This is a genomic window from Arthrobacter sp. MDB1-55 (assembly GCF_059092925.1).
Genome location: NZ_JBNHID010000001.1, coordinates 761,997 through 781,281, shown reverse-complemented (window position 1 = coordinate 781,281; position 19,285 = coordinate 761,997). Strand labels below are relative to the sequence as shown.

General features: G+C 63.0%; 22 protein-coding genes. 3 read left to right on the top strand and 19 right to left on the bottom strand.

Annotated features, from left to right (window positions below; genetic code table 11):
- Window positions 1-45 precede the first annotated feature (45 nt).
- The 5 genes from AC5RU3_RS03770 to AC5RU3_RS03750 all read right to left on the bottom strand — a co-directional run bounded on the left by AC5RU3_RS03770 (window position 46) and on the right by AC5RU3_RS03750 (window position 5,651).
- Window positions 46-342, bottom strand: coding sequence for a DUF3039 domain-containing protein (locus AC5RU3_RS03770; RefSeq protein WP_309072207.1), 297 nt, complete (start codon window positions 340-342; stop codon window positions 46-48).
- Between the two features lie 39 nt (window positions 343-381).
- Entirely contained in the window at window positions 382-1,953 is a 1,572-nt protein-coding gene (locus AC5RU3_RS03765; RefSeq protein ID WP_493964890.1) for an ABC transporter permease family protein, read from the bottom strand.
- Window positions 1,935-2,774, bottom strand: a complete 840-nt coding sequence (locus AC5RU3_RS03760; RefSeq protein ID WP_493964889.1) for an ABC transporter ATP-binding protein — start codon at window positions 2,772-2,774, stop codon at window positions 1,935-1,937. Before AC5RU3_RS03760 ends, AC5RU3_RS03765 begins: the two co-directional genes overlap by 19 nt.
- A gap of 113 nt (window positions 2,775-2,887) precedes the next feature.
- Entirely contained in the window at window positions 2,888-3,889 is a 1,002-nt protein-coding gene (locus AC5RU3_RS03755) for a tetratricopeptide repeat protein (RefSeq protein ID WP_309072210.1), read from the bottom strand.
- Between the two features lie 61 nt (window positions 3,890-3,950).
- Window positions 3,951-5,651, bottom strand: a complete 1,701-nt coding sequence (locus tag AC5RU3_RS03750) for a DUF8094 domain-containing protein (RefSeq protein ID WP_309072211.1) — start codon at window positions 5,649-5,651, stop codon at window positions 3,951-3,953.
- 207 nt (window positions 5,652-5,858) lie between these two features.
- On the opposite strand from AC5RU3_RS03750, the gene AC5RU3_RS03745 reads away from it, so the two are divergent.
- Entirely contained in the window at window positions 5,859-7,184 is a 1,326-nt protein-coding gene (locus AC5RU3_RS03745; RefSeq protein ID WP_375164846.1) for an AI-2E family transporter, read from the top strand.
- A 17-nt stretch (window positions 7,185-7,201) separates the two neighbouring features.
- Here the strand turns inward: AC5RU3_RS03745 and AC5RU3_RS03740 are convergent, their stop codons facing one another.
- Both AC5RU3_RS03740 and AC5RU3_RS03735 read right to left on the bottom strand, forming a co-directional pair.
- Window positions 7,202-7,990 (bottom strand): alpha/beta hydrolase, encoded by a 789-nt coding sequence (locus AC5RU3_RS03740; RefSeq protein ID WP_309124431.1) that lies wholly within the window; start codon window positions 7,988-7,990, stop codon window positions 7,202-7,204.
- Between the two features lie 54 nt (window positions 7,991-8,044).
- Window positions 8,045-8,365, bottom strand: a complete 321-nt coding sequence (locus tag AC5RU3_RS03735) for an Rv1322 family protein (protein ID WP_309072213.1) — start codon at window positions 8,363-8,365, stop codon at window positions 8,045-8,047.
- Between the two features lie 65 nt (window positions 8,366-8,430).
- Between AC5RU3_RS03735 and nucS the strand changes: the two genes are divergently transcribed.
- Together nucS and AC5RU3_RS03725 are read left to right on the top strand one after the other, a co-directional pair.
- On the top strand, window positions 8,431-9,126 hold the full coding sequence (gene nucS / locus AC5RU3_RS03730; protein WP_309072214.1) for an endonuclease NucS: 696 nt from the start codon (window positions 8,431-8,433) through the stop codon (window positions 9,124-9,126).
- Between the two features lie 317 nt (window positions 9,127-9,443).
- Window positions 9,444-9,647: a cold-shock protein gene (locus AC5RU3_RS03725; RefSeq protein ID WP_026545871.1), complete on the top strand. Its 204-nt coding sequence runs from the start codon at window positions 9,444-9,446 to the stop codon at window positions 9,645-9,647.
- A gap of 108 nt (window positions 9,648-9,755) precedes the next feature.
- On the opposite strand, the gene AC5RU3_RS03720 is transcribed toward AC5RU3_RS03725, so the two are convergent.
- The 12 genes from AC5RU3_RS03720 to AC5RU3_RS03665 all read right to left on the bottom strand — a co-directional run bounded on the left by AC5RU3_RS03720 (window position 9,756) and on the right by AC5RU3_RS03665 (window position 19,285).
- Window positions 9,756-10,187 (bottom strand): DUF2550 domain-containing protein, encoded by a 432-nt coding sequence (locus AC5RU3_RS03720; protein WP_309072215.1) that lies wholly within the window; start codon window positions 10,185-10,187, stop codon window positions 9,756-9,758.
- Between the two features lie 11 nt (window positions 10,188-10,198).
- Entirely contained in the window at window positions 10,199-10,483 is a 285-nt protein-coding gene (locus AC5RU3_RS03715; RefSeq protein WP_204531162.1) for a F0F1 ATP synthase subunit epsilon, read from the bottom strand.
- A gap of 6 nt (window positions 10,484-10,489) precedes the next feature.
- Window positions 10,490-11,953: a F0F1 ATP synthase subunit beta gene (gene atpD / locus AC5RU3_RS03710; RefSeq protein WP_309072065.1), complete on the bottom strand. Its 1,464-nt coding sequence runs from the start codon at window positions 11,951-11,953 to the stop codon at window positions 10,490-10,492.
- A gap of 81 nt (window positions 11,954-12,034) precedes the next feature.
- A complete protein-coding gene (locus AC5RU3_RS03705; protein ID WP_309072064.1) occupies window positions 12,035-12,928 on the bottom strand; it encodes a F0F1 ATP synthase subunit gamma in 894 nt (297 codons plus the stop codon).
- Window positions 12,929-13,012: 84 nt separating this feature from the next.
- Window positions 13,013-14,647 (bottom strand): F0F1 ATP synthase subunit alpha, encoded by a 1,635-nt coding sequence (atpA, locus tag AC5RU3_RS03700; protein WP_309072063.1) that lies wholly within the window; start codon window positions 14,645-14,647, stop codon window positions 13,013-13,015.
- Between the two features lie 106 nt (window positions 14,648-14,753).
- Entirely contained in the window at window positions 14,754-15,569 is an 816-nt protein-coding gene (locus tag AC5RU3_RS03695) for a F0F1 ATP synthase subunit delta (RefSeq protein ID WP_493964888.1), read from the bottom strand.
- The gene (locus AC5RU3_RS03690) at window positions 15,569-16,120 is read right to left on the bottom strand and encodes a F0F1 ATP synthase subunit B (RefSeq protein WP_309072061.1); all 552 of its coding nucleotides are present in this window, start codon (window positions 16,118-16,120) and stop codon (window positions 15,569-15,571) included. Before AC5RU3_RS03690 ends, AC5RU3_RS03695 begins: the two co-directional genes overlap by 1 nt.
- 50 nt (window positions 16,121-16,170) lie before the next feature.
- Window positions 16,171-16,374 (bottom strand): ATP synthase F0 subunit C, encoded by a 204-nt coding sequence (gene atpE, locus AC5RU3_RS03685; protein WP_009356484.1) that lies wholly within the window; start codon window positions 16,372-16,374, stop codon window positions 16,171-16,173.
- 77 nt (window positions 16,375-16,451) lie between these two features.
- Entirely contained in the window at window positions 16,452-17,276 is an 825-nt protein-coding gene (gene atpB / locus AC5RU3_RS03680) for a F0F1 ATP synthase subunit A (protein ID WP_493964887.1), read from the bottom strand.
- Between the two features lie 75 nt (window positions 17,277-17,351).
- On the bottom strand, window positions 17,352-17,693 hold the full coding sequence (locus AC5RU3_RS03675; protein WP_375164403.1) for a hypothetical protein: 342 nt from the start codon (window positions 17,691-17,693) through the stop codon (window positions 17,352-17,354).
- Window positions 17,680-18,174, bottom strand: coding sequence for a Cg1360 family ATP-synthase-associated protein (locus AC5RU3_RS03670; protein ID WP_309072058.1), 495 nt, complete (start codon window positions 18,172-18,174; stop codon window positions 17,680-17,682). Before AC5RU3_RS03670 ends, AC5RU3_RS03675 begins: the two co-directional genes overlap by 14 nt.
- 100 nt (window positions 18,175-18,274) lie before the next feature.
- Window positions 18,275-19,285, bottom strand: coding sequence for an MraY family glycosyltransferase (locus AC5RU3_RS03665; protein WP_309072057.1), 1,011 nt, complete (start codon window positions 19,283-19,285; stop codon window positions 18,275-18,277).

The window sequence follows — 19,285 nt, the reverse complement described above, 5'->3', positions numbered from 1 at the left end:
CGTCCGCCGGGCCCTGCCCGGCGGACGTTCTGTCATGCGGTATCCCTAGGACTTATCTCCGGGACGCATTGAATTGTAAATTTCCTTGCACGTTGGGCACACCGGAAACTTTTCCGGATCCCTTCCGGGGGTCCACACCTTGCCGCAGAGCGCAATGACGGGCTCTCCGGAGAGGGCCGACTCCATGATCTTCTCTTTGCGCACGTAGTGGGCGAACCGCTCCCGGTCGCCAGGTTCCAGCTCCTCGCGCAGTTCTTCGCGCTCAATCGTGGCCGTGGACGTACCGGAGTCTCCAGGCGAACCGTAGGGACTGTCGTCAAAGGGGTCTGCTGGCGTACTCATGGATCCATCCTACTGCCGATGAGTAGCTCCGACCGGGACTCACTTGTTGACGCTGACCGCCTGCAGCAGTTCCGGGCCCCGTTTGTCATACCAGGCACCGCCGAGCCGTATACCTCCGATCAGCGCCCCGGCCCCCAGGACCAACCCTGTAAGCAGCGTCAGCCAGCCGAACACGGCGTTCCCGGTCACAAGATACGCAATCGCGAACCCGAGCTCAGGCAGCAGGAGCACCGCCAGGACCACCCAGCCAATGAACTGGATGGCGAGCATGGAAAAGCCGGTTCCCGGGGGTGTCTTGAACGGACTCTCCCCCGGAAGCGGGACGTTGTAGGTATAGCGGGCCGACAGGACGCTGGAGAAGCCCGCACCGGTCAGGAGTGCGCCGGCGCTGAGCCCGAGCATCATGGGAAGGTCAGCCAGTGAGCCGCTCACTATAAGCGGAACGACAGTGAAAACGAGTACCACGGGCGTCGCAAAGACCATCAGGGCAAGCGCACGTCCAGCGCGGTCGGCCTTTCCGCTCAACCCGGCCGAAAGGTGGATCCAGAAGGCGGTGTTGTCGTAGGAGATATCCGCCGAGATGGACCAGGCAAGCAGGAATGCAGTGATCGGACCGAGATAGTTCAGCAGGGACAGGTCACCTGACTCACCGCTGATGAACCAGAGAAGAATCGGCAGCAGCGGCACCAGGATCACTGATGCCGCATACCTCGGATCCCGCATCCAGTAGGTCAGGGCCCGGGCAGCGACGGCGCCGGTGGGTGACGCCGGGAAGCGTGAGAACAAACCGAGGTCGCCTGCCCCCTTGCGGGTCACTGCATTGTGCGGCGGCGTGACCAGGGCGTGACTGAGGCTCTTCTGCCACAGGAACGCCATCACGCATATGGTGCCGACCCCGATTGCAAAGCGTGCCAGAGCAGTAGGCCACTCTCCCACAGCCAGGTCCGCAGGAACGGCGAGGAAGACGCCCAACGGTGTCCAGGCGAGGATATGTGCCAGCTCACCGGCGAACCCCGGGGAATTCTGGAATCCTGCCGTGATGCCGGCGAAAATGGGGCCGAGCAAGACCAGCGGGATGATCGCCACGGTGGAGCTGAGGTCCTTGAACCGACGTGACGACGCGAGGGCGGCGCCCGCCGTCGTAATCAAACGGGAACCGACCACGCACAGAAGGATTGCACCGGCAGCACACACGATCGCCGCGAGGGCTGCGACGGGATGGCGGATCCAGGTGACGGCCAGGGTCAGGAGCGCGATCAGCGTAACGATGCCGGGGATGCCGATGACCCCGCCAAGCGCAAGGCCCGTCATGAGTTGGCGCATGGGCACGGCGAAGGTGACGAAGCGGGCGGGATCCAGCGTCATGTCCACCCCGGAGACCACGAGCGGGATTACCAGCCAGCCCAGCACGGCGGCCGACCCACCCAGCACCACAACGGTCCGCACGAGCTCCAGGTCCAAAGCGCCGAGGGTTACCAGGCCCGCGACGACCAGCCCCAACAGGCCCAAGCCGTACAGGCCCCCGAGGATCACGCCGACAAGCTGCCAGGTGCTTCGGCGGAGTGAGTTGCGCAGGAGGAGGAGCTTGAGTTTCAGGAGGTGCGCAACCACGACAGCCCCTCCGCCGTGTTTCGGCCGCCGACGAGCTCCACGAACCGGTCTTCGAGGCTCGCATCACCGCGCACCGCGTCGACTGTTCCGGCGGCCAGGACGGTTCCGGCCGCGATGACCGCAACGTGGTCGCACATCCGCTGGACCAGGTCCATGACGTGGCTCGAGACGATCACTGTTCCACCGGAGCGCACGTAGGTGGTAAGGATGTCGCGGATATTCGCCGCAGACACAGGATCGACCGACTCGAACGGCTCATCAAGCACCAGGAGCCTCGGCGCATGCACGAGGGCCGAGGCGAGCGCAATTTTCTTGGTCATGCCGGCTGAGTAGTCCACCACGAGGGTCCCGGCGTCGTCTGCCAGGTCCAGCGCCTTGAGCAGGTCCGCAACCCGCTCTGCAACCTCGTCGCGGTCCATCCCGCGCAGCAGGCCTGCATACGTCACCAGCTGTTCACCGGTCAACCGGTCGAAGAGCCGGACGCCATCGGGCAGGATCCCCATGAGCCTCTTGGCCTCGAGCGGATCCTGCCAGACATCGACCCCGTTCACCCAGGCCTGACCGTAGTCAGGACGAAGCAGACCCGTGGCCATGGACAAGGTTGTGGTCTTGCCTGCGCCGTTCGGTCCGACCAGGCCGTAAAACGATCCGGTCGGCACATCGAGGTCAATGCCGTTGACAGCAATTTTGTCGCCGAAACGCTTGGCTAGTCCCCTCAGGGCAAGTGCCGGTCGGCCGGCCGCCGCATCGGCGCTGGCGGATTGCTTCTGCTTCTGCGGTTCCGGGGCAGGCGCGGGTGAGGAAACAGGCTGCGAGGTCATGCGTCAACGCTAACAACGGAGCCGGTGTCCGCCCCTCATCCAAAAGGACGAAAAACCCCTGCTTCACAGCGGGATAGTCCGGTGCTGCCCTGCGCAGCGGGACCCGGTTGAGGCTAGAACAGAGCTCTGGCGAGGGCGCTGCGTGCCTTGTTCACCCGAGGGTCGGTTGGGCCGACAATATCGAACAGTTCGAGGAGACGGACGCGCGCCGTCTCCCGGTCCTCGCCGGAGGATCGCGCAATAAAAGTGGTGAGACGTGCGAACGCATCCTCAACATGCCCACCGGACAGGTCAAGATCAGCGACGGCAAGCTGCGCCTCAACCGAGTCAGGAGCGTCCGCCGCCGCTGTTCGCAGGGAAGTGGCGTCGGCATCCTGGAGGCGCTGCATGAGCTGCACCTGGGCGAGTCCCGCCTTTGCATCAGCATCGGCCGGCTGCTCGGCGAGCGCCTTGCGGTAGGCCGCGGCAGCAGTTGCGTAGTCCCCTGCTTCGATGGCGTCGAACGCCTCCTGGTGATGCGGGGGAAGCGGTTCCTCTGCCGGTTCACCGGCGGCCGGGCCGGCCCCTGGCGCATCGCTCAACGAACCGCTCACGCCGTTGGCCTGTGCGACCTTCAGCAACTCATCCACATAGGTTCGGATCTGCGCTTCCGGGAGTGCGCCCTCGAACAGCGGTACAGGCTGTCCCTTGAGGATACCGACGACGGTGGGAACCCCCTGCGCCTGAAACGCCTGCGCGATTCCCGGCTGCGTTTCGAAGTCGACCCGTGCGAGCAATACCCGGCCCGCCTGCTCCACAGCGATCGATTCGAGAGCGGAGAGGACTTGCGACGACTGGTCGCTCCAGGATGCGCCGAGGGCGACAATCACCGGCACCTGCGCGGAGAGCTGCACGAGCTGCGGGAACACCTGCTCGGTGACGTCGACAATGTAGGGGCTGCCGCCGGCGGGTGCACTCCCGGCACCCGGGCTTGCGGCGCCCCCGGCGCCCTGGGCAGCCGTCGGGGCGCTTGACGCCTGGGCCTGGGCACGGGCTTTCAATGCGGAGAGGTCGACTGCTCCGCGGAGGTTCATCGACGACGGCGCAGCGCCGCCGGGTGTATTGGGAATCGTCATGTTGTCACCTTATTACTGGGGCAATATCGATGGGCAAAGGAAATTGCAGCAGTCTTGTTCCTTAGCGGAGCTCGGCGGACAGCAACTGCTGGGCTGCTCCGATCACGGTGATCTTCTGGTCACTGCCTGCGGCGGGAACATACATCATGACGGCTTCCCCATAACGGACGTCGATGCCGTCCTCCGTTGATTCCTCGCCGGTGAGTGTCTCGTAGACCGTTCCCTCGAGGGCGATCGAGTCACCCGGTCCTTCGGGAATGCTGCTGTAGGTATGGTCAAGGTAACCGAACACCATAGCTCCCCCGTCACCGGTGGAGATTGCCTTGGTGTACTCGGCCACCGGCTCATGCGTAAAGGTAATCTCGGCCGAGTCATTGCCTGCGTCCGCAACGACATCGGACTGGAATGATGTGATCGCATCCGCAAAGGAATTCGGTTCGAAGGTGGCCGCGTTCCCACCGTCCGGGCTGGTCAGGTAGTCAGCGATAGCCGCGACTGCGTCTTCGGGGGAAGCCACGAGCTCCTCGCCTGCATCCGCTGCCAACTCACTGAGACCCTCCGGGGACCCTGCCGTGGGGAAGGTGGTGCCCGGCAACATCTGGATGGACGAGGTAAGCCTGTAGTTCGACCGCGGATCCTCCTGCACCAGCACCAGGGCCTGGGGCACCGGGTTGGCATCGCCCTGCGTCAGGGCAACGACCGTCCGGGGCCAGTCGCTTCCGGTGGGAATCATCGTGGTGAGGACCGGATCGGCTGCTACCGGCGTCGGCGCGGGCACCTCGTCCGCCGTTGAGCGGACTGAATAATTGGCGCTGCGCAACGTGGCGGCTGCGTCCGCGACACGCGATTCGAGGAGCGTCGCATCAGCGGCGGCGTCGGCCTCTGTCACTGCAGTGGCGACCGAGGCGAGGATCCGGTCGAGCTGGCTGTCGAGGATCACTGGGTACTGTTCCCCGGATGTCCCCTCGGCCGGCGCAGCGGATTCAACCGGCGGCGCTGATTCTGTTTCCGATGCGGCACTCACTGCCGTTCCCGACAATCCGAGCACGGCGGCAAGACCCAGGACCGACCACGGACGGACCGTATGGACGGCGAAAGAATGCCCGTTGTTGCGACGACGGTTCTGCTGCCGCGTATGCGCCCGGGTTCCGGCAGCGACGGCTTCACGGCGGCTTCGACGAGGTCTGACGAACAGCAGCGCGATACCGAGAACCAAGAGCAGGGCGCCAAGAATGATCAGTGGAACAGCCCAGGGTGTGGCAGTGTCATTGGGGCTCGTGACTGAGATCGCGGTTGGTGCGGGCGCTTCGCCGTCGGCGGCAATGAGGATGGACCATTCGCCCTCTCCCGGATCGAGCCAGCGGTGAGTCAGGGTGCCTTCGGCGGTCTCCTCGCTCGTCCACAGGTCCGCACCGCTGGGGTTGGGAACCGTGTCTTCACCTTCGGCGAACTCAGTCTGAAGCTCATTCTCGCCTACGCCGGTGATGGTCAGGTGGGCAGCCTCACCCACCCAGGCATCGACGTCGGACGCCCTGCCCACTGCGAGCGTGAAAGCGCCCTCCGACTCCACCGTGATGTCGATGTCCTCGGCATCTGCTTCCTTCGCACCGGCGTCAATGACGGTGACCGGGCCGCTCGGGGCATCTGCCGGAACCGCAACAGTCACAGTGGCGGGCGGCGCCCACCACGTGAGCTGGCCGATTCCCAGCAATACCAGCAGCGTGCCGATCACCATGACGGGAACAGCAAAAGGAAAGCGCACTCGAGAACCTAACGTTGGTTGGGTCAAGCCCGGTGACCGGGCGGAAGGGACTAGACCCCATGGTAACGAAGAAGTCTCGGTAGAACCTGTCGGCCGCAGCGGGCGCACCTCGACCGTCCGACGGCGGGCGGTGCGGTCCTGTTACTGTTTCGCTAGTCATGCAACCGGCCCTGCCCGGACCGATACGCAAAGGAAAGCGGATCTTACGTGAGTGAACACGAGGACGTGCCGGTCGGCGAACCTCTGCCGCGTCCGGCGTCGTCAGTGGACCAGACGCAGCCTGAGCCGGCCGACGCAGGGGAAGCTGCGCCGGCCCGCCCGCAGGTCCGGCGCCGGGGTCTTGGCTTCGCCGTGACCCGGTTGCGGCACATGGTTCCGGTCGCGCAGCCCCGCCCGCGTTTCGAGTTTCCGCCCGAGCGCAGCGACGACATTCCAGTCGACGAATCCGTCAGCATCAGCGATGAGCGCTTGAAGTTCGGCGGCCCACAGCCGCGCTCGATGCGGCAGCACCCCATCCATTTCGGTTTCATGGCCAGTGTCGGTGCCGGGCTGGCGCTCCTGGCGTACTTCATGATCACCAACGTCGGCCAGCTGCTTGTCTGGATCGGTGCCGCACTCTTCATTGCACTCGGGCTCGACCCGATCGTGCGGTGGCTGGAAGGCAGAGGCGTTCCGCGCCCCGCCGGCATCTTCCTCGCCCTGCTCATGCTCGTGGGGATCATCGTCGGTTTCTTCGCGGTCCTGATTCCCACGATCGTTTCGCAGACGACCCAGCTCGTGGAGCGTGCGCCCGGCTATGCCCGGGACTTCCTCGCGTCCGACTTCTTCCAGACTGTGGACCAGCAATTCGAGGTGCGCGAGCGCGTCACCGACGAAGTGAACAGGTTCTTCGCCGACTCCGAAGCGGTGGGCGGCATCTTCGGCGGGGTTCTGGGAGTTGGAACCGTCATCCTCAACAGCCTGTTCGGCGTCCTCGTGATCCTCGTCCTGACCCTGTACTTCCTTGCGTCGCTGCCCGCGATGAAGAAGTGGGCCTACCGCCTTGCCCCGCGATCCCGGCGCGCCCGTGTTGAGAGGCTCTCGGAAGAAATCACCCGCAGCGTCGGCAACTACGTGATCGGCCAGGCCTGCGTCGCCCTTCTGAACGCCTCCTTCGCGTTCATCTTCATGTCGATCGCGGACGTTCCATTCTCCGTGCTGCTCGCATTTATCGTCGCGATGCTGGCGTTCATTCCGTTGGTCGGCGCGGTGATTGCCGCCGTCGTCGTCAGCCTCGTGGCGCTGACGGTGAGCTGGCAGACCGCGGCCCTGTTCGCGGTGCTGTATGTGGCCTATCTGCAGGTGGAGGCCTACTTCATTTCGCCGCGCATCATGCAGAAGGCAGTCGCAGTACCGGGCGCGGTCGCCGTCATCGCGGTGATCGCGGGCGGAACCCTGCTGGGCGTGCTTGGCGCGCTCATTGCCATCCCCCTGGCGGCGGGTGCGATGCTGCTCCTCAAAGAGGTCTTCATCGCGCGCCAGGACAACCAGTAACCACGGCTGATCAACCGTTAGTCGGCGCTTGCCGCCGGTCCGTCCCATTCAGTCGGGAGGGTCACCGGCCGCGAGAGTACGACGCCCGCAATCTCCTCCAGCACCCGGCTCACGAACTTCTCCCCCACCCAGAGATGCTTCGCCCCGTCGACGCCCACCACCTTGGCCTGCGGAATCCTAGCGAAACGCTCGGCGGCTTCCGGGGGCTGCAGGTAATCATCGTGCTCCGGTACGAGGACATGCAGCGGAAGCTCCGCTGCAGCCCAGGAGTCAAGGTCCGCGTCGACCGCGCGGTGGAGTGGCGGGGAGAGCAGCACTGCACCCTCGATCAGCTCGGCGACCGGTTCGCGCGCGCCATACTTCAGGCACAGCTCGGTGCCGAAACTCCAGCCGACCAGCCACACGTTGGTCAGTCCCTCGTTGACCGCCCAGTGCACGGCAGCTTCGAGATCGTGCCGTTCCAGCCCGCCGCCGTCGAACTCGCCGTCGCTGCAGCCGCGCGGGGAACAGGTTCCCCTGGTGTTGAACCGGAGGACCGCGATGTCTGCCATCGCGGGAAGCCGGAACGAGGCCTTGCGGTAGACGTGGGAGTCCATGAATCCGCCGGCCGTGGGCAGTGGGTGCAGCGTCACGAGCGTGGCCGCCGGCGTCTTGCCCTCGGGTGCGGCGAACTCCCCCACCAGCGTCTTGCCGTCCGCCGTGGTGAGCTCAATGTTGCGCCGGATTGCCGGCAGAACGGTGCCCGGACGGATCCTCGTGGGTTCGGGGCTGTCGGAAAACTGGTAGGCCGGCTCTGCGCTTGTCATCTGGTCGAGTCTACCGATGGAGCGCGGTCGTCCGCGGTAACGGCGAGGGCTTGGCTATCCGGAGCGTCGGGTGCGCCAGCACGTCAGATGCCAGTGGCGCCGGTCCGCAAGCGCCGTTTCAGCTCCGAACAGGGAATCTTCCTGCCACGCCACCAGATGCGCGACGCCGGGCGGAATGTCGCGGTGGCAACCGGGGCACAGGTAGTGCTTCGCGGCGTTCTGTTCAGTGATGCGCCTCACCGACCACACGCCGTCGGGCGCAGACTCCCTCGTCGGGATGCCGGCGCGCGCCCTCTCAAGATCCAGTTCCGGGGCGTCGGCCCACTTGCGGCGCGGCTGTCCGCGGGGCTTGCGCGGCTGGTTGGATCGGGGCATGGAACCAGTCTGCACCGAGTGCTCGATGATCAGGAAACCACCGACGGGCCGGTAAAGTGCCAAGGGTGCGTTTAGTCATAGCCCGCTGCTCAGTCGATTACATCGGTCGCCTTCGCGCCCACCTTCCGCTCGCCACCCGGCTCCTGATGGTCAAAGCCGATGGATCGGTGCTGGTGCATTCCGACGGCGGCTCCTACAAGCCGTTGAACTGGATGAGCCCGCCTGCCACCCTCCGCATTGTCGAGCCCGCGGCCGAGGACATCGAGCTTGGCGTGACCGAGACCTGGAACGTTCAGCATGCCAAGAGTGATGACCGCCTGGTCATCAGCATTCACGAACTACTTCACGAAAGTTCCCATGACCTCGGAGTGGACCCCGGACTGGTCAAGGACGGCGTCGAAGCTGACCTGCAGCGCCTGCTCGCCGAGCAGATCTCTCTCCTCGGGGATGGCTATTCACTCATCCGCCGTGAATACATGACTGCTATCGGGCCGGTCGATATTCTCGCCAGGGACGGACAGGGCCGTACTGTGGCCATCGAATTGAAGCGTCGGGGCGACATCGACGGGGTGGAGCAGTTGACCCGGTACTTGGAGTTGCTCAATCGCGACCCCCTCATGGCTCCGGTCAAGGGCGTGTTTGCTGCGCAGCAGATCAAGCCCCAGGCACGGGTACTCGCTCAGGATCGCGGCATCGACTGCCTCACCCTCGATTACGATGCAATGCGCGGCGTGGACGACGTCGATTCCCGTCTGTTCTAACGGCGTCGCCGCTGATTCTGGCTGTCAATAGTCAGGTTTGAACCGGTTAGCGCGTGGCTGTTCAGCCAGATATTCGAATTTCGGCTTAACAATCGGTTTAATCGTCGGATTGTCCGTTGACCAGTGCATACGGCTATGTGATGCTTATTTCAGTCTTTGTGTACGTGGTTTTCATGCTCGCAAGACAGGTTGCGAGCGTGAAGTTTCTCGTACGGCACAAGGTAATTCTTGTCCTCGATGGAATTTCCGCGAAGTAACTCGCGGTCGGCGCACAGTGTGCCGACTGGAAATTTGTTCCATTATGAGGAGAAATATAAATGGCACAGGGAACCGTCAAGTGGTTCAACGCTGAGAAGGGCTTCGGCTTCATCACGCCGGACGACTCCGAAGGCGATGTTTTTGTTCACTACTCCGAAATCCAGACCGGCGGATTCCGGACTCTTGATGAAAACCAGCGTGTACAGTTCGAGATCGGCCAGGGCGCCAAGGGCCCCCAGGCTACCGGCGTCACCGCCCTGTAACTCGTTCCAGCGCAAATAGTCAGGGCCCCCACTTGTGCGGGGGCCCTGACTATTTAACGGGTTTCCATAGGCTTTACCAGTGCGGGAGGCGTTGCGGCCGCCGGGCCGTTAACGCCAGGTTCCGATTCCGATGACCGGGCCGGCTTCAAGCCAGGATGAGAGACCCGCATAGACGTCGAACTTCATTGCGAGGAGCACTTCGGTCCCCTCGTAACTGAGGGTTACGACCACGGCGTCCGCTGGAATGGCCGCCTTCTCGGCCTCCGTAGGCGCACGCCGTCCCTTCAACTCAAGCGAGCTTCGCAGGTAGCGGTGCCTGGGCCGTGGGCTCAGCGAGACCAACCGCAGCCACTCCAGGTGCTTGTCCGTATACCGACAAACCCCCACCCGCCATCCCTTGTTAGGGAGGCGGATGGAGGCGTCGAACGTCCCGAGAGCCGTGCGTAACTGATAGCGCCGAAGACAGAAAGCGCCGATCACGAGCACCAGCAGGGCAAAGAGCACTGCGAGCGTGATGAACGTCAGATCGATACCGTCCATCAGGCTCTACGCTACTTTGCGTCTGCGGTCACTGAACCGCCGATCCTGGCGTTGTCGGCAACAATCACCACACGGTTGCTGTCCACGGAGAAGAAGCCCCCATCCACGCCCACGGTCAGGCGTTCGCCTGACACCGGCTGGATGGCGAGTTCGCCTTCGGCGAGGATAGCCAGTACCGGAGAGTGGCCGGGAAGGATCCCGATCTCACCGTCAGCTGTACGGGCCTTGACCATGGTCGCAGCGCCGGACCACACGAAGTGATCCGCCGCGACGATTTCAACTTCAAGTTCAGCCATGGGGGCTTACTTTCCGCTCTGCTCTTGGATCCGTGCCCACTGGCGCTCGACGTCGTCCAGGCCGCCGATGTTGAAGAATGCCTGCTCCGCGATGTGATCGAGGTCACCGTTGCAAATCGCATTGAAGCCCTCGATGGTGTCCTTGATGCTCACGGTGGAGCCCTCAACACCCGTGAACTGCTTCGCGGTGTAGGTGTTCTGGGACAGGAACTGCTGGATACGGCGAGCACGGGAGACGACGATCTTGTCTTCTTCAGACAGTTCGTCCACGCCCAGGATCGCAATGATGTCCTGGAGTTCCTTGTTCTTCTGCAGGATCTGCTTGACGCGGACTGCAGTGTTGTAGTGATCGTGACCGATGTACTGCGGATCGAGGATTCGCGAAGTCGAGGTCAGCGGATCGATAGCGGGGTACAGGCCGCGCGACGCGATTTCGCGCGAGAGCTCCGTGGTTGCATCCAGGTGCGCGAAGGTGGTGGCCGGAGCAGGGTCGGTGTAATCGTCTGCAGGGACATAGATGGCCTGCATCGAGGTGATCGAGTGACCCTTGGTGGACGTGATGCGCTCCTGCAGGAGGCCCATCTCGTCTGCCAGGTTGGGCTGGTAGCCAACGGCGGAAGGCATGCGGCCCAGCAGGGTCGAAACCTCGGAACCGGCCTGGGTGAAGCGGAAGATGTTGTCAATGAAGAGCAGCACGTCCTGCTTCTGAACATCGCGGAAGTACTCCGCCATGGTCAGTGCCGACAGTGCTACGCGCAGACGCGTGCCCGGCGGCTCATCCATCTGGCCGAACACAAGGGCCGTGTCCTTCAGGACGCCTGCCTCTTCCATTTCAACCCAGAGGTCGTTACCTTCACGGGTGCGCTCACCGACACCGGCGAATACCGAGGTACCACCGAAGTTACGTGCAACACGCGTGATCATTTCCTGAATGAGGACGGTCTTGCCGACGCCCGCGCCACCGAACAGTCCGATCTTTCCACCCTTGATGTACGGGGTTAGAAGGTCGATGCTCTTGATGCCCGTCTCGAGCATCTCGGTGGAGCCTTCGAGGGACGCGAAGGACGGAGCCTTACGGTGAATCGGCCAGCGCTCGGTGATCTGGAGCTGGGACTCTTCGACGTCGAGGGGCTTGCCCAGGACGTTGAAGATGTGACCCTTGACCCCGTCACCGACGGGAACCGAGATGGCTGCCCCGGTGTCCTGCACGACGGTGCCGCGAACAAGGCCGTCAGTTGCCTGCAGGGAGATCGCGCGAACCAGGTTGTCGCCGAGGTGCTGCGAGGTCTCGAAGGTGATCGTGTGTGTCTGGCCGTTGAGGGTCACCTCGGTGGTCAGCGCGTTGTAGATGGCGGGAATGGCGTCAGCCGGGAACTCGACGTCGACAACCGGGCCGATGACACGGGCAATGCGGCCGGTCGCGCCGGGGGCAACTGAGTCCGTACTGTTCTCAACAGTCTGGGCAGTCATCTCTCTCACTTCATTCGGTAGATGGCGTGGTGCTAATAGTAGTGCGGGGTGGGACCCGGAGGGATCCGCGGAGGCTGGGGGTCAGGACGCGCTCAGTGCGTCCGCGCCCGCCACGATCTCCGAGAGCTCCTGCGTGATCTCCGCCTGGCGGGCGGTGTTGCGAAGGCGCGTGTACTTTTTGATCAGTTCAGTGGCGTTGTCGCCCGCCGACTTCATAGCGCGCTGACGGGCCGCCAGCTCGCTCGCAGCCGCCTGGAGCAGCGCTGCGAAGATCCGGGACTCGATGTATCGCGGAAGCAAAGCATCCAGCACCCGCTCGGGTTCCGGCTCGTACTCGTACAGCGGAAGGATTTCCGATTCGCTGGTGGCTTCCTCTTCCACGACCTCCAGTGGCAACAGTCGGATGACTGTCGGTTCCTGGGTGACCATCGAACGGAAGCGGGTGTAGACGACATGGATCTCATCGACGCCACCGTCTTCGAAATCCGTCCCGAACTGTTCTAGGAGCACCTGACCCACCTCGCGTGCAGTCTCGAACTCCGGTGCATCCGTGCCTCCGGTCCACACCTGCTCGTACGGCCGGCTGCGGAAGTCGAAATACGCCTGGGCCTTGCGTCCAATCAGGTAGGTCTTGACTTCCTTGCCCTCCTCGCGCAACAGCTCGATGAGGGATTCTGCCTGCTTCAGCACGGTGGCGGAATAGGAGCCCGCCAGGCCTCTGTCCGAGGTAAGAATGAGCACTGCCGCACGCCGAATCTGCTCCGGCTCGGTGGTCAGCGGGTGATCGATCTCGGACTGCGACGCCACAGCGGAAACTGCGCGGGTGATTGCGTTGGCATAGGGCAGTGACGAGGATACGCGTGCGCGCGCCTTGCCAATGCGAGAGGTGGCGATCAGTTCCATCGCCTTGAAGATCTTCCGCATCGACGTCGTCGACACGATCTTCTGGCGGTAGACCCGGATCTGGGCTCCCATACTTGTCCTTTCCTTCGTAGTCCCGTGAAGGCACTACGGCTCAGGCGCCGGGCGTCCGCGCGCTATGCGCGGACGCCCGTGCCGTTAGCGCTTCTGCTTGACGATCTTTTCCTGGTCCACAGCGCCCTCGTCGAGCGGGCTGTATTCCTCGTGCCCCGCAACAAGACCGTCATGGCCCTCATTGAAGAAGCCCTGCTTGAAGTCCGTGATGTGGGTCTTCAGCTCCTGGACAGTGGAGTCCTCGAGCAGGTTGGTCTGCCCGATTGTCGTCAGCACAGAGGACTTGTGGCGCAGGTGCTCCAGGAAACGGGACTCGAACTTGCGGATGTCCTCAACCGGAACATCGTCAAGGTAACCGTTGGTGCCGGCCCAGATTGAAACAACCTGCTCCTCCACCGGGAACGGTGCGTACTGGCCCTGCTTCAGGAGCTCCATCAGGCGGGCACCACGCGTCAGCTGCTGACGAGAAGCGGCATCCAGGTCCGAGGCGAACATCGCAAAGGCCTGCATGTCACGGTACTGGGCGAGATCGAGCTTCAAAGTACCCGAAACCTTCTTCATCGCCTTCACCTGAGCGGCACCGCCTACGCGGGACACTGACACACCCACGTCTACGGCAGGACGCTGATTGGCGTTGAACAGATCCGACTGGAGGAAGATCTGACCGTCCGTAATGGAGATGACGTTGGTCGGGATGTAGGCCGATACGTCATTCGCCTTGGTCTCGATGAGCGGAAGACCGGTCATCGAACCTGCGCCGAGCTCGTCAGAGAGCTTGGCACAACGCTCCAGCAGACGGGAGTGCAGGTAGAAGACGTCGCCCGGGTAGGCTTCGCGTCCCGGCGGACGACGCAGCAGGAGAGACACAGCGCGGTAGGCTTCCGCCTGCTTCGACAGGTCATCAAAGATGATCAGAACGTGCTTGCCGCCGTACATCCAGTGCTGGCCGATGGCCGAGCCTGCGTAGGGTGCAAGGTACTTGAAGCCTGCGGGGTCAGACGCCGGAGAAGCCACGATGGTGGTGTACTCCAGGGCACCCTTGTCTTCGAGGGTCTGACGAACAGCAGCGATCGTCGAGGCCTTCTGACCGATGGCGACGTAGATGCAGCGAACCTGCTTCTGGACGTCTCCGGACTCCCAGTTGGCCTTCTGGTTGATGATCGTGTCCACGGCGATCGCGGTCTTGCCGGTCTGGCGGTCACCGATGATGAGCTGGCGCTGACCGCGACCGATCGGAATCATTGCGTCGATAGCCTTGAGCCCGGTCTGCATCGGCTCGTGTACCGACTTACGCTGGGTGACACCAGGCGCCTGAAGCTCGAGCGCGCGACGCGCCTCCGCCTTGATTTCACCGAGATCGTCGATGGGCTGTCCCAGCGGGTCGACTACGCGGCCGAGGAATGCGTCACCGACGGGCACGGAGAGAATCTCTCCGGTGCGGTGTACTTCCTGGCCTTCTTCGATGCCGGTGTAGTCACCGAGGACGACGACGCCGATCTCACGGGTGTCGAGGTTCTGGGCGAGGCCCAGAGTGCCGTCTTCGAAGCGCAGCAGCTCGTTCGCCATGACGGAGGGAAGGCCCTCTACCCTGGCGATGCCGTCGCTTGCGGTTGTTACGCGGCCGACTTCGACCCGCTCCGCGTTTCCGGGTTCGTAGGACGCCGCGAACTCGTTCAACGCATTACGGACGTCGTCGGCGTTGATGGTCAATTCGGCCATCTGCAGTCCCTGCTCTCCTGTGTTGTGATCACCGCGGGTGGCGGCGACCGGTGTTGTATTCGTCTGTGTCGAAGCCCGCGAGCTTCAGCGTTGCCGTAGCCCGAGGCTAAACAGCCATTTTCCGGCGGAGTTCGGACAGGCGGGTTACCGCCGTGGCGTCCACCACTTCGTCGCCCACCTTGACGCGAACGCCACCCACGAGGAGCGGATTCACGGTCACATTGATTTTGAGGTCCCGCCCGTACAGTGAGTTCAACCCGGCCTGAAGACGTGCGTACTGCTCATCAGACAGCGGACGGGTGACGCTGACGTGAGCAATCCACCGCTCCTGGCGCAGGGCCACGAGCTCAATGAAGCGTTCCACCAATGCAGAAGGACGCAGCCCGCGGGGCGAAAGAACCGCCTGGCGAATCAGCAGCCGCGCTTCATCTCCAGCCGCGGGAACGAGCTTCAGGGCAAGTGCCACCTTGGAAGATCCGGCAGCCTGGGGCTCCGACAGCGCGCGCTGGAGATCGTGGTTCGACTCAACGACACTCAGGAAGGAGAAAAGATCGTTCTCCAGACCCTCGAGGCCCAGAATTCCCTGTCCCCTGTTTTCCGCCACCGCGATGGCGACGGTCGCAGCAAGTGCTTCCAACGCATCCCCGAGGTCACGGGGCTTGGCCCAGCGGCGGGCTACAAGATCCCGGAGGATTTCCCCAGCCTCGGGGGAAACCCGACCCGCGAACAACCGTGTTGCAAGGGAAACCTTGTCCTCGCCTTCACGGTTGGGATCCGTCAGGGCACGGCGGAGTCCCGCATTGCTGTCGAGAGTATCGAGCACTCCGAAGAGCTCCTCCGCCAGGACCAGCGACGCTGACCGAAGGCGGGGTTCGAGCTCCAGCTGTGCCGCCGTGAGGGACTGGCTTGATACGCCTGCCATTATTTGGCTGCACCTGCGCTCTGGGTAGCGGACTGCGCCTCCAGGTCAGCGAGGAAACGATCGACGACGCGAGCTGAACGTGCGTCGTCGGCCAGGGACTCGCCAACGATTCGGCTGGCCAACTCGGTGGCGAGGGTTCCGACCTCTGCACGCAGCGAAACTACTGCTGCCTGGCGGTCCGCCTCGATCTGAGCCTCAGCCTGCGCGGAGATGCGGGTCGCTTCCACGACAGCCTTCTCCTTGAGCTCAGCCAGGATCTGGGCGCCTTCTGCACGTGCTTCCTCGCGAATGCGATTAGCCTCAGTGCGAGCGTCCAGGAGTTGCTGCTTGTACTCCTCGCGCGCTGCGTTGGCCTCGGCCTGTGCGGCCTCCGCCTTCGCGATGCCGCCTTCAATGGCCTCAGTCCGCTCTGCAAACGTCTTTTCAAACGCCGGCATGACGAACTTGATAACGATGTACATCAGTACAGCGAAGCCCGCGACCGTGACCAGCAACTCCCACAGGTTGGGTGCGAGGGGGCTTTCGGCTGCAAGTATGACTGCGTTATCCATGTTTCACCCGTCTTTCTACAACTAGTCCGTTTGGTTGACCAGCGACTCTTCTAGAGTACGAAGGCGAAGACCAGACCGAGAATGGCGAGGGCTTCGGTCAGTGCGAGACCAAGGAATGCGATTGGCTGCAGCACGCGCTGTGCTTCGGGCTGACGAGCAACACCGTTGATGTACGCGGCGAACACGAGGCCCACACCGATACCACCGCCGATTGCGGAGAGACCGTAACCTACGAGGTTCAGATTGCCTTCCATTTTTTTCCTTTCAAGATGCCGCGCTATGCGGCAGGTTGGTTGGGATCATCCCCAGCGGGGAAGACTTTTGTTACGTGTTAGTGGGCGTCCGCGTGGAGCGCGCCCTCAATGTAGATCGCGGCAAGCAGGGTGAACACATAGGCCTGCAGGACCATGATCAAAGCTTCGAGCATGTACATGGCGATCGCTCCGCCCAGAACCAGGAGCCCGGTCCCCTGCAGCAGTACGTTGCCGGAGAGCGCCATGAATTCGATCGCGCTGCCCGCCAGCATGACGATGAGGTGGCCGGCCAGCATGGTTGCGAACAAACGGAGGGAGTGTGTGACCGGTCGAACCAGGAAGTTGGAGATGATTTCGATCGGCACCACGAGCGGCATGATGTACCACGGGACGCCCGACGGGACGACCGCAAGTTTGAAGTAGCGCAGGCCGTGCTTCTTTACGCCGACCGCGATCCAGAGAATATAGAAGATCGCGGCGATCGCGTAGGCGCTGCCCGGGTGGGAGAAACTCGGGATCTGCAGCAGGGGAACTGCGCCGAAAATGTTGTTCACCAGGATGAAGAAGAAGGCGGTGAACAGCCACGGGACGTACTTCAGGAAGTCGCGACCGCCGATGATGTCCTTGCCGATGGAGTTGCGGACGAAGCCGTAGGCGGCTTCACCAACAAACTGCAGCTTTCCGGGCACCAGCTGGCCGCGACGGGATGCAATGTAGAAGAAGGCACCGATGAGGACGACCGACAGGATGACGAGCAGCATCTGCTTGCCGAATCCCGGGGCGAACCATACGCCGTACTCGGTGTTCCACGGAAGGATGTTCGGCGGATGCGCTTCTTCGATCGTGGGTGGGACGAAGCCCTCTTCAGTGGTGGTTTGAGCGGGGAGCGCAAGCGCGATCAACGCGTTTCCTCTCTGCAGTGTCCATCGTTGGGCGTGGTTAGATCGGGCACAGCATTACTGCTCCGACGCATGAAGTTATTTGACGTCACTCTGGGGACCTTCCTCCGAACCCTGCTTGCGTTCTGGCACTGAACCAGGACCGGAAGATGTGGATCGGGTGAGGTTGTGCTTGTAGGAGAGGTAGAAACCACCCACAGCACCCAAGAGGCCCCCGGCGAGCGCGAACCAACGCGTTCCCAGGAGATTGTCCAGACCCAACCCTATCAAACTCCAGACGAGGATCCCGCCAATGATGTAGCTGAAAACGGCCAGGCCGTCGTTGTATCCGCCCTCGCCGAATCGCCCGCGTGCGTCGGGGTTCCCGAAGTCATTTCCCTGGTTCCCACCAGTGCTGGAATTGTCCTTAGGCACGCCCATCGACCGCCTGCGCTCGGGAGGGCTGGCCATCAACTTCGTTGTAAAGCTGGTGACGCGAACGGCTGAAGACCACGACCTCAACGACCTGCCACAGGACAACAGCACCGACAGCGGATCCAAAGAACCAGGCCCGTTCAAGCCACGCCGGCGTGCCGATGACGAAAAGGACGCCGGCAAAACCGACCACCTTGATGGCGTAGGTGACGATGAAGATGCCGAGGGCTCCGCTGGGATTCGACCTGCCCACGAAGTGGCCGATGAGCAGGCTTACTCCGAAGAAAAGCGCGACGACTGCATAACCAAAGGCAGCGCTTGCTGCAGCATTCATGCCCTGCAGCAGTACGGCCACGAGGACCGCGACCAGGAGCGTGGAACCTGTCACAACCAGGCAGCGCAGCAGTATTCGCAGCCACAAGGAATCCGTGGGCCCTGAGGCGGGGACGCCGGACACACGGGCGCGCGAGGCGTCTGGTGTACTCATCGGGTTCCGTCCATCAAGGGGTGGCAAAGCCGGCGAGACTGGCCGGACTGTTCCATGAAATTCTACAACAGATAGAAATCACCCTTCCGCGGTAGTTGCCTCACCTAACTACAACCTGAGCGGTCCTCCGCCCGCCGAGAATTCTCGGGGAATAGATGTAAAGCGCTACAACCGACGCCGCAAACAGTGAACAGGCGATTGCCAGCGGCGGCGGAGCGGTGGCCAACACAAAGCCCGCAACACCGACCAGCGCTGAGCTGACGGTGACCACGAGCGCTGCCTGCACGTGGCTGAGTCCCACGTCCGTGAGCCGCTGGTAGACGTGCTCACGATGCGATGCGTACCAGCGTTCACCCGCCCGGACGCGCCGAAGGAAAGTGATGAAGGTGTCAGCCAGATAGATCAGCACGGGCGAGAAGAGATACTCGAGGTAGACCCCTGCCAGCAATCCCGCCACGGCCATTCCCGCGATGGATGCCCCCAGGAGGTAGCTGCCGACATCGCCCAGAAAGACGAAACCCCGCCCGAGATTCCAGGGAAGAAATCCGGCAAAAGCCGCGGCGACCACCAGGCCCGCGACGGTGAGCCAGAACTGACCCACCATGGCGCCGGCAACGGAGTAGAAGACTCCGACCAGAACGCCGTGGAACCCGGAGATCCCGTTGATGCCGTCCATGAAGTTGGCAGCATTCACGTAGGCCGCAACGGCAAGGGCACCGACCGGAATCCACCAGAACGACTGTTCAGTGGTCCAGGCGAGAGCGGCTGTGCCGATAGCGCCGATCGCCAGCTGGACCAGGGCACGCGAGCGGATGGACAGCCCCCTGTAATCCTCAATCCACCCGAGCAGCGCCGCAGCCGACACGATGGCGAGGATGATAAGAACTATGGATCGGTCGACAGGAACCAGACCGGTCAGTATTGACAATGACAACCCGACGAAAATACCGATCGCAACGGTAATCCCCACCCCGCGGATCACCACGGAGGTATGGGAAGAACGCTCGTTGGGTACGTCGAGCACTCCGAGCTTCTGGAGGATGGGCTTCAGCACGAACGGCAGGAGAAGACTGAGCAGCAGGGCCGCACCCACGACTACCCACAGCAGCAT

Coding starts and splice junctions, on each gene's coding strand:
- atpD (WP_309072065.1), bottom strand. CDS start 11,953: ATGACTGCCCAGACTGTTGAGAACAGTACGGACTCAGTTGCCCCCGGC.
- AC5RU3_RS03715 (WP_204531162.1), bottom strand. CDS start 10,483: ATGGCTGAACTTGAAGTTGAAATCGTCGCGGCGGATCACTTCGTGTGG.
- atpA (WP_309072063.1), bottom strand. CDS start 14,647: ATGGCCGAATTGACCATCAACGCCGACGACGTCCGTAATGCGTTGAAC.
- AC5RU3_RS03735 (WP_309072213.1), bottom strand. CDS start 8,365: ATGCCCCGATCCAACCAGCCGCGCAAGCCCCGCGGACAGCCGCGCCGC.
- atpE (WP_009356484.1), bottom strand. CDS start 16,374: ATGGAAGGCAATCTGAACCTCGTAGGTTACGGTCTCTCCGCAATCGGC.
- AC5RU3_RS03695 (WP_493964888.1), bottom strand. CDS start 15,569: ATGGCAGGCGTATCAAGCCAGTCCCTCACGGCGGCACAGCTGGAGCTC.
- AC5RU3_RS03670 (WP_309072058.1), bottom strand. CDS start 18,174: ATGAGTACACCAGACGCCTCGCGCGCCCGTGTGTCCGGCGTCCCCGCC.
- AC5RU3_RS03770 (WP_309072207.1), bottom strand. CDS start 342: ATGAGTACGCCAGCAGACCCCTTTGACGACAGTCCCTACGGTTCGCCT.
- AC5RU3_RS03720 (WP_309072215.1), bottom strand. CDS start 10,187: ATGGACGGTATCGATCTGACGTTCATCACGCTCGCAGTGCTCTTTGCC.
- AC5RU3_RS03705 (WP_309072064.1), bottom strand. CDS start 12,928: ATGGGAGCCCAGATCCGGGTCTACCGCCAGAAGATCGTGTCGACGACG.
- AC5RU3_RS03760 (WP_493964889.1), bottom strand. CDS start 2,774: ATGACCTCGCAGCCTGTTTCCTCACCCGCGCCTGCCCCGGAACCGCAG.
- AC5RU3_RS03755 (WP_309072210.1), bottom strand. CDS start 3,889: ATGACGATTCCCAATACACCCGGCGGCGCTGCGCCGTCGTCGATGAAC.
- AC5RU3_RS03665 (WP_309072057.1), bottom strand. CDS start 19,285: ATGCTGCTGTGGGTAGTCGTGGGTGCGGCCCTGCTGCTCAGTCTTCTC.
- AC5RU3_RS03740 (WP_309124431.1), bottom strand. CDS start 7,990: ATGACAAGCGCAGAGCCGGCCTACCAGTTTTCCGACAGCCCCGAACCC.
- AC5RU3_RS03725 (WP_026545871.1), top strand. CDS start 9,444: ATGGCACAGGGAACCGTCAAGTGGTTCAACGCTGAGAAGGGCTTCGGC.
- AC5RU3_RS03690 (WP_309072061.1), bottom strand. CDS start 16,120: ATGGATAACGCAGTCATACTTGCAGCCGAAAGCCCCCTCGCACCCAAC.
- AC5RU3_RS03675 (WP_375164403.1), bottom strand. CDS start 17,693: ATGGGCGTGCCTAAGGACAATTCCAGCACTGGTGGGAACCAGGGAAAT.